Source organism: Streptomyces sp. NPDC046831 (assembly GCF_040645305.1).
Classification (GTDB): Bacteria; Actinomycetota; Actinomycetes; order Streptomycetales; family Streptomycetaceae; genus Streptomyces.
This window is the reverse complement of record NZ_JBEYXZ010000033.1, coordinates 1-14700: the sequence shown is the minus strand read 5'-3', so window position 1 is coordinate 14700 and position 14700 is coordinate 1. Positions and strand designations below refer to the sequence as shown.

The 14700-nt window shown below is 75.3% G+C and carries 10 protein-coding genes; 6 read left to right on the top strand and 4 right to left on the bottom strand.

All coding sequences use genetic code 11. The features are described from left to right. Window positions 1–931: 931 nt before the first annotated feature. The gene (locus ABZ920_RS24360; protein ID WP_361508867.1) at window positions 932–2512 is read left to right on the top strand and encodes a carboxylesterase family protein; all 1581 of its coding nucleotides are present in this window, start codon (window positions 932–934) and stop codon (window positions 2510–2512) included. A 106-nt stretch (window positions 2513–2618) separates the two neighbouring features. On the opposite strand, the gene mmuM is transcribed toward ABZ920_RS24360, so the two are convergent. Further along, entirely contained in the window at window positions 2619–3545 is a 927-nt protein-coding gene (gene mmuM, locus ABZ920_RS24355) for a homocysteine S-methyltransferase (RefSeq protein ID WP_361508708.1), read from the bottom strand. Between the two features lie 346 nt (window positions 3546–3891). Here mmuM and ABZ920_RS24350 point away from each other — a divergent pair, with 346 nt between their 5' ends. Next, entirely contained in the window at window positions 3892–4662 is a 771-nt protein-coding gene (locus tag ABZ920_RS24350; protein WP_361508705.1) for a YhjD/YihY/BrkB family envelope integrity protein, read from the top strand. Between the two features lie 111 nt (window positions 4663–4773). On the opposite strand, the gene ABZ920_RS24345 is transcribed toward ABZ920_RS24350, so the two are convergent. Further along, the gene (locus ABZ920_RS24345; protein ID WP_361508702.1) at window positions 4774–6126 is read right to left on the bottom strand and encodes a diacylglycerol kinase family protein; all 1353 of its coding nucleotides are present in this window, start codon (window positions 6124–6126) and stop codon (window positions 4774–4776) included. An 86-nt stretch (window positions 6127–6212) separates the two neighbouring features. Then, window positions 6213–6710, bottom strand: a complete 498-nt coding sequence (locus ABZ920_RS24340; protein ID WP_361508700.1) for an SHOCT domain-containing protein — start codon at window positions 6708–6710, stop codon at window positions 6213–6215. 380 nt (window positions 6711–7090) lie between these two features. Between ABZ920_RS24340 and ABZ920_RS24335 the strand changes: the two genes are divergently transcribed. From ABZ920_RS24335 to ABZ920_RS24320, 4 genes are all read left to right on the top strand, one after another. Continuing rightward, window positions 7091–8734: an MFS transporter gene (locus tag ABZ920_RS24335; RefSeq protein ID WP_361508697.1), complete on the top strand. Its 1644-nt coding sequence runs from the start codon at window positions 7091–7093 to the stop codon at window positions 8732–8734. A 238-nt stretch (window positions 8735–8972) separates the two neighbouring features. Then, window positions 8973–9752, top strand: coding sequence for an SDR family oxidoreductase (locus ABZ920_RS24330; RefSeq protein ID WP_361508694.1), 780 nt, complete (start codon window positions 8973–8975; stop codon window positions 9750–9752). Between the two features lie 294 nt (window positions 9753–10046). After that, complete coding sequence (locus ABZ920_RS24325; RefSeq protein WP_361508691.1) at window positions 10047–10415, top strand: VOC family protein; 369 nt, start codon at window positions 10047–10049, stop codon at window positions 10413–10415. A 141-nt stretch (window positions 10416–10556) separates the two neighbouring features. Continuing rightward, complete coding sequence (locus tag ABZ920_RS24320; protein WP_361508689.1) at window positions 10557–13508, top strand: ABC transporter substrate-binding protein; 2952 nt, start codon at window positions 10557–10559, stop codon at window positions 13506–13508. 61 nt (window positions 13509–13569) lie between these two features. Here the strand turns inward: ABZ920_RS24320 and ABZ920_RS24315 are convergent, their stop codons facing one another. Then, the gene (locus ABZ920_RS24315) at window positions 13570–14127 is read right to left on the bottom strand and encodes a DUF3291 domain-containing protein (protein WP_361508686.1); all 558 of its coding nucleotides are present in this window, start codon (window positions 14125–14127) and stop codon (window positions 13570–13572) included. Between the last annotated feature and the right edge of the window lie 573 nt (window positions 14128–14700).

The window sequence follows — 14700 nt, the reverse complement described above, 5'->3', positions numbered from 1 at the left end:
CGGGGTCCGCGCCCGTGCGCGGGGCGGCCTCGCGGGGTCCGCGCCCGTGCGCGGGGCGGCCTCGCGGGGGCTGTGCCGGTGCGCGGGGCGGTCCCGTGGGGACCCGTGCCGGTGCGTGTAGCGGCCCCACCGGTGCCTGAACCCGTGTGCTGGGTGGCCCGCGGGGGCCGGAGCCCGTGCGTCGGCGGCCTCGTAGGGCCCGTGCCCGTGCGCGCGGCGGCCTTGCGGGGGTCGTGCTCGCGCGTGCGGTGGCCCCACCCGTGCCTGAACCCGTGTGCGGGGTGGCCCCGCGGGGGTGGGAGTCCGTGTGGGGGGCGGCCTCGCAGGTCCGTGCCCGCGCGGGGCTTCACCGAGGTGCGCGCCCGTGTGCGGGGCGGTTCCGTGGGGTCCGCGCCCGTGTGCGGGGCGGTTCCGTGGGGTCCGCGCCCGTGTGCGGGGCGGTTCCGTGGGGTCCGCGCCCGTGTGCGGGGCGGTTCCGTGGGGTCCGCGCCCGTGTGCGGGGGCGGTTCCGTGGGGTCCGTGCCCGTGCGCGCGGCGGCCGGGCACGGACCCCGACCGTGGCCGCGCACTGCGGGGCGGCGGCCCGGTGGCGGGGCGGAGCCCGACCCCGGGGACCGGCCGCGGACACGCCGAGGCGATCCTGGAGTGGGGACCGACGCCCCGGCCTCCGGACGGCACGGGTGCGGCGGGACGGCGACCTGGAACCCGGCCGCCGTCGCACCGGCGCCCCGGCCACGACCGGCAGCCGTCGTCCCCCGGACGGTCGTCCCGCGACACCGCGCCGAGGAGCCAGGCGAGACGATGGTGGATCAGGCGGTGCGGTGCACGAGCGTGGCGAAGGGCTGGTGGGCGGGCGATGACGGCAGACCGCAGGGACACAGCGGACAGGGACACGGCGGACCGCAGGGACACCGCAGACCGCGGGGACCCCGTGGTGAGGACGCCGCACGGGGCGGTCCGCGGCCGGTACGAGCACGCGGTGGCGGTGTTCCGCGGCATCCCGTACGCAGCACCCCCCTTCGGTGCCCGCCGGTTCCGGTCCCCGGCGCCGCCCGAGCCGTGGGACGGCTTACGCGACGCGGGGTCGTTCGGGCCGACCGCGCCAAAACCGCCCTACTCCGCCGCCTTCGCCCGGTACCTCGCCGACCCGGCCGTCCCCGGCGACGACTGCCTGAACCTCAACGTGTGGACGCCGGACCCCAGCCCCGACGCCCGGCTTCCCGTCATGGTGTGGCTGCACGGCGGGGCACTGACCCGCGGTTCGGCGGCCGTGCCGGTGTACGACGGCCGGGCGTTCGCGCGGGACGGCGTCGTCCTCGTCTCGGTCAACTACCGGCTGGGCGTGGAGGGCTACGGCCTCTTCCCGGACGCCCCCGCCAACCGCGGCCTGCGCGACCAGCTGGCCGCCCTGGCGTGGGTGCACGAGTCGATCGCGGCCTTCGGCGGCGACCCGGGCCGTGTCACCGTGTTCGGCCAGTCGGCCGGGGCGATCAGCGCCGGAGCCCTCGTCGCCGCCCCGCAGGCCCAGGGGCTGGTGCGGCGGGCGGTGCTCCAGAGCGGCCCGCCGGAGGCGTCCGCCCGGGACACGGTGCGGCGCGTGGTGCGCCGCCTGGCGGCCCGGCTGAAGATCCCGGCCACCGCCGAGGCGTTCGCGGCCGTCGACCGGGACCTGCTGCTGCGCACCCAGGCCGAGGTCGGCAGGCTCAGCTCCCCGGTGCTCGGCGGCCCCGCGTTCGGCATCGTCGTGGACGGGGACGTGGTCCCGCGCGATCCCCTCGAGGCGCTGGCCGGCGGCGGGGCGGCCCCCGGCGTCGAGCTGCTGATGGGCTGGACGCGGGACGAGTACCGGCTGTGGCTGGTGCCGGGCGGGCTGCTGGAGCGGGTGGACCGGCTCGGTCCGGTGGCCCTGGCCGGCGCCATGGCCCGCTGCCACTGCGGTCACGAGGTCGTGCGCGGCTACCGCGCCCTGCACCCCGGCGCCGGCCCCGCCGAGATCGTCGGCCAGCTGGTCACCGACCACCTGCTGCGCGTCCCCCTGCACCGCCTGGCCGACGCGCGCCCCGGTTCGTCCTACGTCTACGAGTTCGCCTGGCCCTCGCTGCTGCCGGGCCTCGGCGCCTGCCACGCCCTGGAGCTGGGCTTCGTCTTCGACACCGGGGACGCGCCCGAGTCCCGGGCCCTGGCCGGGGACGGCGCCCCGCAGGAACTGGCCGACGCGATGCACGCGGCCTGGGTCCGCTTCGCGGCCGAGGGCGACCCCGGATGGGCGCCGTGGGACACGACGCACCCGGTGCGGATCTTCGGCGACGGCGAGCCGCGCACCCTGCACGGCCCGCGCGACGCGGCGCTCGCGCTGTGGCGGGCGGACGACGCCGGCGCCCCGGAGCACGTCCCCGTCTCGGCGGCCCCGGCACCCGACGGCGGCGCCGCACCCCCACCCGAGCACGGCGCGAACCCTCCGCGGTGGGCCGTACGCCGGCTCAGACGGTCCGGGAGCGCGCGGCGGGAGTGAGCCCGCGCCGTGGGTACGGCGGCGGGCGGATCGCCGCCGTACCCACGGCGCGGGCGACGAACGGCTCGGCCCCGGCCGAGGCACCCGGCCGTCGGGGCAGCCGCCCTCAGGCGGCCGTCAGGGTCCGGGCCACCGCCGTGATCGTCTCCGGCCCCACCCGGCAGCAGCCGCCGATCAGCCGGGCCCCGAGGGCGCGCCAGCGCTCGACCCGGTCGGGGGAGAAGGAGGCCGGCCCCTTCCACGCTTGCGCGCCGGCGTCCCAGGCCTCGCCGCTGTTGGGGTAGACGACGACCGGCCTGCCGGTGACCCGGGCGGCGATCTCGACGGCGGCGTCGGCGTCCTCGGGGGCGCAGCAGTTGACCCCGACCGCGATCACCTCCTGGGCGTCCGCAGCGAGGGCGAACGCCTCCTCGAGCGGCTGCCCGGCGCGGGTGCGGTCGCCCGCGACGGTGTACGACAGCCAGGCCGGCACCCCCAGCCCGCGCACCGCCCGCAGGAGGGCCGCCGCCTCGTCGGTGTCCGGGACCGTCTCCAGGGCGAGGACGTCGGGCCGGGCGGCGGCCAGCACCTCCAGACGCGGCCGGTGGAAGCGTTCCAGCTCCCCGACCGTGAGACCGTATCGGCCCCGGTACTCGGAGCCGTCGGCGAGCATCGCCCCGTAGGGGCCCGCCGAGGCCGCGGTCCACAGCGGTCGCGTGACGCCGCGGGCCCGCGCCCGCCGCTGCGCCTCACGCGCCGAGCGCACGCTGCGGGCCATCAGCGCGGCCGCCCGCTCGCGGCCGATCCCGCGCCGGGCGAACCCCTCGAACGTGGCCTGGTAGCTCCCGGTGATCGCCACGTCCGCTCCCGCCAGGAAGTAGGCCAGGTGCGCCTCGGTGAGCGCTTCGGGCCGCTCGGCGAGCAGCCGTGCCGACCAGAGCCCGCCGCTCAGGTCGTGTCCGGCGGCTTCGAGCTGGTTGGACAGCCCGCCGTCGAGAACGACCGCCCCGGCGGCCAGGGCTTCGGCGAGGGAGGGTGAGGTGTCACCGGTCATACCCACGACGCTAAGCCGTGTCCGCGAAGCGGGTGCGTGCCGCTGCTCCGCCGAGCGAACCGCGTGAACCGGGCGAAACGCGTGAACGTGAGCCGGCCGGTGCGACGTGGGACACGTCCCTCCCACAGGCGCGGCGGATGGGTGGTCACGTTCACCGCCGTTCCGGACGTCGGGGCCGAGCCGGGGCCGAGCCGGGGCCGGGTCCGGGGTCACGGCCCCGGCGTCCCGTGGGCTGCGCGGGCCCGCGCGGCGCTGTTGACTGCCTGGTATGCGCAGGCGCAGCACACCCCCGGGTGATGACCGTGGCCAGGCCGTGCGCCCGACCGGGCCGGCCGGACGATGGCGGGTGCGGGCCGGGCGCCTGGCGTCCGGCACGGCGGGACGGCTGTGGGCACGTCTGCGCGCGGCGGACTTCTTCGGCCACTCGTTCCAGCTGGCGGCGCTCGCCTTCCTCTGCTTCTTCCCTTTCCTGATCCTCCTCACGGCCGCGGTCGGCCAGGACGCGTCCGACGTCCTGGCGGGCTGGCTCGGACTGGACCAGCAGGCCGCCGAGGCCGTGGCCGCCCTCTTCCGGCCCGGTCCCGGCTCGGGCACCCTGACCCTGGTCAGCGTGGTGCTGCTGATCGCGGGCGCAATCGCCGTGGCCGGCACCCTGCAGAGCTGGTACCAGTTCCTCTTCGACGTCCGTCCGCACTGGTGGCGCGATCTGGGCGCTCAGCTGGTGTGGCTGGCGGCGCTGGTCGCGTACGGAGCGGTCCAGGCCAGGGCCGTCGCGGTACTCGCCTCCCCTGCCCTGAAGGGCCTGCTCGGCTTCGCCGTGGCGCTGCTCTTCTGGTGGGGGACCATGCGCCTGCTGCTCACCGGCACGGTCGCCTGGCGGTTCCTGCTCCCGGCGGCGCTGGCGACGGACATCGGGTGGACGGGCCTCGGGGTGTTCTCCTCCCGGTACTTCTCGGCGACGATCGTGGCCAACAACCAGAAGTACGGCCCGGTGGGCGTGGTCATGGTCATCGTGTCCTGGCTGGTGGCGGTCGGCGTGGTCGTCCACCTGGGAGCCGTCGTGGGCCGTGCGTACGCCGAGCACCGCGCCGCTCGCCCACCGCGCCGGCGGCCGTGAGCGCGCCGAGCGCGCGGCAGCGGGTGCGAGGGGGACGGGCGCCGTTCCCTGCGCGGGCAGCCGACCGTCCCGCTCCGTCCGCGCCCGCCCCGCGTCGACCGCGCCCGGTCCTCACCCGGCCGGCCGGGTGGCGCGGCGGCGGGGCAGGGCCAGGCGCAGGACGTGCGGCCAGTCGGCGGGCGGTCTGCTCGGGGGCGTCACGGTGCGCCGGCGCGGGACGCGCACCCGCAGGGCTCGCGGGGCGATGCGGCACACCACGGGGGCGGGCAGGAGGACCGCCTCGCCGTCGATGCCGGCCGGGACCGTCGCCGTGTCCGCCTCGACGACCACTTCCGCCGCGGTGAGCCGGGTGACGCCCGACGCCTGGGGACCGCGCAGCAGGCCGGCCGCCTGGGCGGAGTTGTCCACCCGCACGCAGAGCACGCCCAGTCGCCCGGAGTCCAGGCGCTCGCGACGTCCCGGGTGGACCGAGTCGACGGCGCGCCGGTAGGGGTTGTTGCTGACCAGCAGTGCCTGCAGGCCGTCGGCCCGGACCACGCCGGCCCGCATCCGCAGTCTGGGCGCGGTGGGGCCGGTGAGCAGCGCGGGCAGCGTCTGCAGGGTGGTGCGCAGTTTCTCGTCCCGGTAGGCGGGGTCGCCGACCACAGCCGCGTACGTGCCGAAGGAGGCGTTGTTGACGAACACCCGGCCGGCCGCGTAGCCGAGGTCCACGTCGATCTCGACGCCGTCGGTGAGCGCCTCCAGGGCGGTGGCGGGATCGTCGCGGTCCAGTCCGAGGTCCAGGGCGAAGTGGTTGCGCGTACCGGCGGGGATCACCAGGAAGGGCAGGCCGTTGCGCGCCGCGACCTCGGCGACCAGCGCCTGGGTGCCGTCTCCGCCGGCCACGGCGAGCAGGTCGGCTCCCTCGTCCACCGCGCGCCCGGCCAGTTCCGCCACGTTCTGGTGCCGCTCCGGGTCGAGCAGGACCACGCGGGCGCCCATCGCCCTGGCTCGCTGCGCCAGGTCGAACCGGTCGACCTTGCCACCGCCGGACCGCGGATTCATCAGGATCCAGGGATGTTGCGGCGCGTCGGCGGGACGCGGTGGCAGGGCGGGCGCCGCGTCCGCGTCCCGCGGTGCCGACACGATCCGCGCGGCCGCCACGGCCAGCACCAGCAGGCCCAGGGACACGGCGGCGGGTGCCAGCATGCCGTGCGCCGCGTACAGGGCCAGCACGGCGGGCGGGACGGTCGCCGCCAGCAGCAGTCCGGCGGCCCGGACGGCTCGGGCGTGGGCGAGGGCCCACCACAGCGCCACGGCGGTGACCACCAGCCCGGCGACGCCGACGAGCAGCCACAACAGGCTTCTCAGGCCGGCGGCGACCAGCGGCACGAGGACGGCCGCCAGCAGCGCGAGCAGGGCCAGCCGTGCCCACCAGGCTCGCGGTCCGGGCGGCTGGGCCGGCCGTGCGGCGCCCCCGGCCACACCTGGCCCCGTCGCACCGGCCGCGGCTTTGGCCGCCGCCCCTGCGTTGCGCCTGCGCGCCGTGCCCACGTCGTGGTCCGGCGTGCTCAGCGGCCGGGGGTGGAGGTGACGGACGTGTCGGGGCCCTCCCGTACGGAGGTGACGGACGTGGCCTGGCCCGCGGGGACGCCGTCGGCCAGGAGCATCGCCTTGGCGCGTGCGAACTCCTCGTCGGTGATCTCACCGCGGGTGCGCAGGTCGGCGAGCCTGGCGAGTTCGTCGACACTGCTCCTGCGGCCCCCGCCGGCCGTCTCGCGGACGTAGGCGTCGAACGCCTCCTGCTGTTGCCGTGCCTGCGCGATCTCGCGCCGGCCCATGCCCTTGCCGCGGGCGATGAGGTACACGAACACGCCGAGGAAGGGCAGCACGATGCAGAACACCAGCCAGCCCGCCTTGGCCCAGCCGTTCATGCCGTCGTCGCGGAAGATGTCGGTGACGACGCGGAAGAGCAGCACGAACCACATGATCCACAGGAAGAACCACAGCATCGTCCAGAAGGCGCTGAGCAGCGGATAGTCGTAGGCGAGATACACCTGGGCGCTCATTTGTCTCCTCCGTCCCGGACCCGTGTCCGGCGGCGGTGCCGGTGTCGTCGGACCGTTCCGAACCGTGGCACCGCTCTTTGCGCTTCAGCGTGCGCACGGCAGGTGCCGGGCGTCCTCACCCGGGACGGGTGAATTGCCCGGCCCGCCGGGAAGGGCCGGGACGGCACCGGGCCCCGTCGTCGGTCCGCGCGGCGGGGCCGGTCCCGTCGCGGACGGGAGGGCGGCCGGGCGGTCGCCCGCACCGCTCGGCGGCTCGCCCGCTGCGGGTGAGGCGCCGCAGGGCTTCCTCGGCTGCCATGGGCATGGGGGCCGGACACGTCCCGGTCGCCGCCCGGCCGGCTCCGACGGCGTGCCGGGGCCGACTCGGTGAGGTGGACACCGTGGCACACTGGCGCGCTCTGATCGTCCTGGGGACCGCGCAGTTCCTGATGGTCCTCGACACGTCCGTCATGAACGTGTCCATCAGCCGGCTGGTCGACGACTTCGACACCGAGGTCACCGCCATCCAGGCCGTCATCACGCTGTACGCGCTGGTCATGGCGGCCTTCATGGTCGTAGGGGGCCGGTTCGGGGACATCTTCGGGCGGCGCCGGGTCTTCCTCCTCGGCCTCGTCGTCTACGGCACCGGATCGGCTCTGACCGCGGTGGCTCCCACCCTGTGGGCCCTGACCCTGGGCTGGTCGGTCGTCGAGGGTCTCGGCGCCGCGCTGGTGCTGCCCGCCATGGCCGCCCTCGTCGCCGAGTCCTACCGCGGGCGGGACCGGGCCGTCGCCTACGGCGTCATCGGCGGACTGGCCGGTGCCGGCATCGCGGTGGGCCCGCTCCTGGGCGGCTGGATGACGACGTACCTCACCTGGCGGCTGGTCTTCGCCGGCGAGGTGGTCGTCGTCGCGGCCGTCCTGCTGTTCCGCCGGGTGATCACGGAGCCGCCCCGGACCGGCCCGCGTCCGGGGCTGGACGGCGTCGGCGCCGTCCTCTCGGCGGCCGGTCTGGGGCTCGGCGTGCTCGGTGTGCTGCAGAGCAGCACCTGGGGGTGGGTGCAGCCGCGCAACCCGCCCTTCACCGTCCTGGGCTTCGCGCCCACCCTGTTCGTCGTCGCGGCAGGAGTGGCCGTGCTGGCCTGCTTCCGGCGCTGGGAGCGGCACCGGGAGGCCCGCGGCGAAGACCCCCTGGTGCACCTGTCCCTGCTGCACCGCCCCGCGCTGCGCTCCGGCCTGTCGGCGCTGCTGAGCCAGAACCTCATCCTGCTGGGCCTGTTCTTCGCCATCCCGCTGTACCTGCAGGTCGTCCAGGGGTTCGACGCATTCCAGACGGGGCTGCGGCTGCTTCCGGTGTCCGTCACCATGCTGGCGGCGTCGACGATCGCCGCCCGGCTGGGGCGGGTGGCGGGACCGCGCCGGATGGTCCGGCTGGCCCTGGCCGCGCTGACCGGCGCCATCGTGTGGCTGCTGGCCACCGTCGACCCGGTCATCGACGACGCGCAGTTCGCCGGCGCCATGGCCCTGCTCGGTGTGGGGATGGGCATGCTCGCCTCCCAGCTGGGCAACATCGTCCAGTCCGGCGTGGACGAGGAGGAACGCAGCGAGGCCGGGGGACTGCAGTTCACGGCCCAGAACCTGGGCTCCGCACTGGGCACGGCGCTGATCGGGTCGATCCTCATAGGCAGCCTGGCGCACGCCTTCACCGCGCAGGTGCGGGACGACCCGCGGCTGTCCGAGGAGACCCGCAGACAGACGGGCATCGCCCTCGAAGCCGGGATCTCCTTCGTCCCCACCGACCAGGTGCGCTCGGCGGCCCAGCGGGCCGGTCTGCCGCCGTCCGAGGTCGACGCCGTCACCGACTCCTACGCCTCCGCCCAGCTGGACGGCCTGAAGGCGGCCTTCCTCGCCACCGGCGGCATCACGCTCGCCAGTTACGCCGTGACCCCGCACCTGCCGCCGGGACGGGCGAGGCGGGCCGGGAAACCGGACACCGACGCCCCGGCGGGAACGGCACGACCGGCACGACCCGCACGCCGAGCCTGAAGGGGACCCGCCTCCCGGATCGCGGAACCCGGCCCGTCACGACGGCCCGAGCGGGTACGGCAGCCGGTCGGCCGTCCTCGCCCAGCCGGACGGCCCGGGGGCGAGCACGTCGAGGACGGCGGAGCGGGCCGTCGCGGGCGCGAGCGGCTGACCGGCCGGTGCCGGTCCCGTATCGTCGCCCGCCGGACGTCCGTCCGCGCCGGCGCACCGCCGGGACGCCTACCTGGGGGATGTGGAGATGACCGCGCAGCCTTACCTCGACGGCCTCTTCTCACTGGAGGGCCGGGTGGCCCTCGTCACCGGCGGGAGCTCCGGGATCGGCCGGGCCGTCGCCGGGGCCCTGGCGCGGGCCGGGGCGAGTGTCGTGGTCGTCGCACGCACCCGGGCCGCTCTGGCCGCCACGGTCGGGGAGCTGGAGGCGGACGGCTGCCGGGCGGCCTGGGTGAGCGCCGACCTGGGCACGCGCGACGGCGTGCGGGCCGCGGCCGAGGAGGCGGCCGCGGTGTTCGGGGAGCCGGACATCCTCGTCAACTGCGCGGGCGTCAACCTGCGTCCCCCGATGGGCGAGCTGACGGACGACGTGTGGGACACCACCATGGCGGTGAACCTGGAGGCGCCCTACCTCCTCGGGCAGCGCTTCGGCCCCGGGATGGCCGAGCGGGGCTTCGGACGGATCATCCACGTCACCTCGCAGCAGGCGCACCGGGCGTTCGTCCAGAGCGGCGCGTACGGCGTCTCCAAGGGCGGCCTGGAATCGCTGGCCCGCTCGCAGGCGGAGGCGTGGTCCCCGTTCGGCGTCACCTGCAACACCCTGGTCCCCGGCTTCGTGCTCACCCCGCTGAACCGGCGGCTGTCCGCCGATCCGGGCAAGGTGGCCGAACTCGCCGCCCGCACCATGGTCGGGCGCAACGGTCTGGCGGAGGACTTCGCGGGCGCGGCGGTGTTCCTGGCGAGCCGCTCCTCCGCGTACGTCACCGGTCAGTCGATCTTCGTGGACGGCGGGTTCTCGGTCCACTGATCCGGCCGCGAGGCCCTCCACGGCCGACGGAGCGTCGGTGCCCACGGCCGACGGAGCGGCGGTCCCCACGATCGACGGAGCCTCGGACCCACGGCCGACGGAGCCTCGGACCCACGGCCGACGGAGCCTCGGATCGACGGACGCCGGGGGAGAGCGTCGCGGTGCGACGCCTGCGCGAGCGCCGCCGGCCCCGGCGCGGCGCCGCTCGCACGAGCCGGACGGCGCCGGCGCCCGGGCCCCGGCGCCCGGACAAACGCGTTGCCCGCGCCGGGAGGCGGAACCGACAATCCCCGTATGACTTCCGCCATCCGCCATGTCACGATCGACTGCGCCGACGCCTACGCGCTCGGCAGCTTCTGGTCCCGGGTGCTCGGCCGGCCGCTCCACGAGGACGACCACCCGGGCGACGACGAGGTCCTGATCGAGGACGCCGGGCTGCTGTTCGTGACCGTGCCGGACGCCAAGGCCGTGAAGAACCGCGTGCACCTGGACCTCCAGCCGCAGGACCGCACCCGGGACGAGGAGGTCGAGCGCCTGCTCGCCCTCGGCGCCACGGTGTTCGACGACCGCCGCAAGCCGGACGGCACCGGCTGGGTGGTCCTCGCCGACCCCGAGGGCAACGAGTTCTGCGTCGAGCGTGGCGCGGCGGAGCGCGCCGGCTGAGCCGGTCCGGCCGGCCTCTGGGCACGGGCACCGAACAAGCGCAGATTCGGCACGCTCCTCTGGTGCAGCGGCAGTTCGATATGGGTATAGCCATCGAACTCGGGGTGCTCGACGGGGCGGATGTGACGGGGGCGGAGCGGAGTGCCGAGAGAGGTGTGGAGCGGCAGCGCCGGGATCGAGGCTGCCGACTCGGTTTTCGATCTGATGAGACGGCTCATCGACAGGTTCCGGGACAATCCGCCGGTGACGCCGCTGGTGGTCCTGCAGGCCGCGGAGGAGGACGACACCGGCAGTCTCGACCGGCGGGTCGCCCAGGTCGTGGAGTTCGTCCGGCAGGGGCACCAGCCGCGGGGGCTGATCGCCAAACGGCTGGAGGGCGGAGGCGGCCCGGACCCCTACTCCTCCGCGATCGACATGGTGCGCCAGCTGTGCGAGCACCGGTGGGACAACGAGAGCCAGTCGCAGTACAAGCCGTTCACCTTCCCGCGCTCGCGGCTGCTGCGCGCCATCGAGCAGGCCGCGCCGGAGGTCGGCGGAGAGGTGACCACGGTGTGGTCCGCCGCCGAGCGCCGCGAACGGCTGATGCGGCGGCTGGCCGAACTGCGCTGGCGGCCGGGAGGGGATCTCGACGGCGACGGCGCCCGCGGCGGGAGGACGTCGGCGCTGGCCGAGACGATCAGCGCGGTGGTCAATCCCTCCGGTTTCGTCGGGGCGTTGTTCATCGCCTGCCTCAGCGTGCTGCTGGGCGAGGGCGGCTGGCAGACGGCCGTGTGGGGCGGCGCCCTGGCCCTGGCCGCCATCGGTGTGGCGCACCTGCTGGCGCGCAGCGCACCGCCGCTGCTGTGGCTGCGCAGAGCCAGCCGGTGGTTCGCGACCACCACGTTCCTGGCCCCGTCGAGCGACCGGCCCGAGGCCGCCGAGTGGGCTCGCTGGCGGCCGGCGAAGTCCTGGGAGACCATCCGCGGCCGGGCCTTCGCCGTCGCCCAGCAGGTCGTCGCCGCCCAGGCGGGCGACCCGACGGCCCGTCAGTTCCACCTCGAACTGCGGGTCCTGGCGCTGCTGGAGGACCTGCGCGAATGCTTCGGGCCGCGGACCGTGGACATGCGCCACCGCAAGCGCACGGTCCCCCCGGTGGTGTACCTCCCGCGGGCCACCGAGGAGGACGGCGGCCTGCTGCTCCTGCGGGCGATCAGCAACGTGCGCAGCCGCCGCAGCGAGGTGGACCCGCTGCTGGTGCTGGCCGCCGTCCCGGCCGCGGAGCGGCTGCGCCCGCCGGGCTCCGAGGAGCCGGTGCGGCCCGCCACCCCGCCGCCCGGCGCGCCGGGCGACCGCGAGGAGCGCCTCTACGGAGCGGACGCCCGGTACCGGGAGTGGGTGACCAACCTCAACGTCGGCCAGTCGCCCGGCCGGGCCGGCGCGCTGCCGTGGATCCTGCGGATACCGCTGCCGGCCGACACGCTGCGCCGGCAGCACTCGGTGCAGCACGCCACCACCAGGATCGGCCGTACACCGGCCTGGCTGCTGTGGTCCAGGCCGTGCCTCGCGGTGGTGCTCGCGATCGCGCTGAGCGGCGTCTTCCTCGGCAACCAGTGGATGGCCGAGCGCTACTGCCAGGGCCGGCTGCTGGGGTCCAACACGGACTCCGAGCGGATCGGCGGCGAGTGCGTCGGCGTCGCCACGCAGGACGTACGGCTGGCCGCGGGCAACGGCCTCCAGCTCGCCGGCGCCGGCCGGGGCGTCACCTTCGACGCCGTCGAGCAGGCGATCCGGGAGGAGAACAGGGCCATCGGCCCCGACGACAAGTACGTCACCGTCGTCTACGCCGGCCCGGTCACCGCGGCGGACGAGCTCGACACCCGCAAGGGGCTGGAGGAGATCACCGGCGTCTACCTCTACCAGCACTACACCAACGTCAGCACCCACCAGCCGACGAAGATAAGAGTGCTGCTCGCCAACGCCGGCGAGAACATGCTCCAGGTCCTGCCCATGGCGCGGCACATCGCGGACCTGGCGCGGCGCGACCGGTCCGTCGTCGGCGTCGTCGGCCTGGGCCGCGACACCACGGAGAGCGACGACGCGGCCGAGATCCTCAAGGGCGCGGGCCTGCCCGTGGTCAGCACCACCAACTCCGGCAGCCATCTGGCGCGCCAGCTGTCGAACTGGTTCGGCCTGGCGGCCACCGACGAGGAGGAGGCGAACGCGCTGCTCGTCGTCGCCCGCCAGCTGGCCGACCGCGACCCGGGCGCCCGGGCCGTGGTGCTGGCCCGCAAGGGCGGCAGCGAGAAGGACTTCTACACCACCGAACAGGCCCGGGTCGGCCGGCTCATGCTGGGCCGGGCCGGCTTCACCGTACTGCCCGGCCGCACCTACCGGCTGAGCTCGAACGGCGAACCCGAACTGACCACCCCGGTCGCGACGATCTGCGCGAGCAGCCCCGTGCCGAAGGCCCTGTACTTCGCGGGCCGGGTCGAGGACGTGCCCAACCTGATGGCCCAGCTCGGCTCCACCCCGGGCTGCTCCGGCGAGAAGATCACCGTCTTCACGGGCGACGACCTGGCGAAGAGCAACTACGACGAGGGTGAGGCGCTGCGCATCCCCGCCGAGGTCACCCTCTACCACTTCGGGCTGGCCCCGATGGACCTCGTCGGCGCGACCGGCTTCTATCTGGACGCCCAGCGCACGATCGCCGCGCTGCTCCCCGAGGGCACGACGGCGACCGCCCTCGCCGACCCCGCCCGGCCCTGGGACGACGCGCTGTTCTCCAGCGGCCAGTCGGTGCTCGCCTACAGCGCGACCGCGGTGCTGTACCGGGCCGCCAAGAACGGCGACGCCCCGCAGACCGCCGCCGAGACCTGGGCCGACCTGCGCTGGCACCCCAACCCCAACCTGCCGGTCGGCACGGTCAGTTTCGCCGGCAGCCGGCCCTACGCCGACCAGCAGGGCCACGCCTACGCGATCGTGCGCGTGACCTACCGGGGCAGCAGGGCGCAGTCGGTGACCGTGTGCGGGCGGCCGGCGGGCAGCAACCAGCCGCTGACCGAGCCCCCGGGCCGCCCGGGCGCCGACCCGCGGACGGTGTGCCGCGTCGAGTGATCCGGGGCGGCCGGCAGGCCAGAAGTCCGGCGGGCGCTCCCAGTCGTTCAGGTTCCGTTCGTCAGCGCACCTGGTCGCTCTTCGGCCCGGTGCCTTCGATCCTGGTCGGCGTTCCCTCCGGGGCGAACGAGTGGTGGAAGGTGAAGGCGTGCGGCGCGGAGCCGTGGTCGTGGAGGTGCTCCAGCCTGGACACCCCGTCCTGCCAGGTGGGTGTCGCGCCGTCGGAGACCCACCAGATCACGTGATTCGGGTGCCCTGTCCTCTCGAACCAGTCGTGACGCCTGGTCAGCGCCTCACGGTGCAGACCGGTGCAGACGGCGTCGAAGGCGGGGCGCAGACCGGTCCACAGTGAGAGGGTCGCGGCCAGGGCGGTGGTTTCCACCGTACGGCCCTTGCCGTACCAGGTCGGTACGGCGAACTCCCCCCACGCACCCCAGTCCGCGTCGAAGAGCACGCCCGGGTCACCGTCCGCCGTCTCGGCGCGCGCGAGGTACCCGGGGTGCCGACTGATCCTCCGGTAGACGGCCTCACCGATGTCGTGGAACTCGCGCGTGAGAGGTGCGGGATCGGCGAGCGGTGACTTCAGGACGCCGAACGTGTACAGCGCAAGTCGGGGCATACGTCTCTCCCTGGTTGGGGGTGCCTGGTGCGGACCCGGACCCGGACCCGGACCCGGATCCGGTTCGGTGGCTCCCGCCTGGAGCGAGGATTCGTGGGGCGTGACCAACTCATCCCGTCGCGGGTGGCTCAGCCTGAAGGAACTCCTGTGCGACCGTGGACGATCGCCGAGGACCAGGTGAAGGTAGCTGCCCCCGCGGGCGATGTCGAAGTTGCGTTTTCCCTGTCCAAGTGGCCTCCTGCACCGGTCGTTCCGGGGCTGGGGCGGTGACGGGTGGAGGCACGCGCGGGGTACCGGTGATCCACTTCGGCCGGCACCGGTCCGCCCGCCGTGCCGGTGCCGACCCTCGGGCCGGGCCACGGCCCGCCGAGGAGTTCCGTCAGGCGGTCCGCGAACGCCTCCGGATGCTCGGCCGCGCCGACGTGCCCGCCCGGGAACTCGGCGAACGAGCAGCACGGGCCCCGCACCGCGGACGTCGGATGCTGTTGGTTATTTCGGGGTCGTCTGCTTCGCCCCGCCGATCGTGTGATCGGCGGGGCGAAGTGCTGCGAAGTGGCTGGTGCGGGTTCGGGC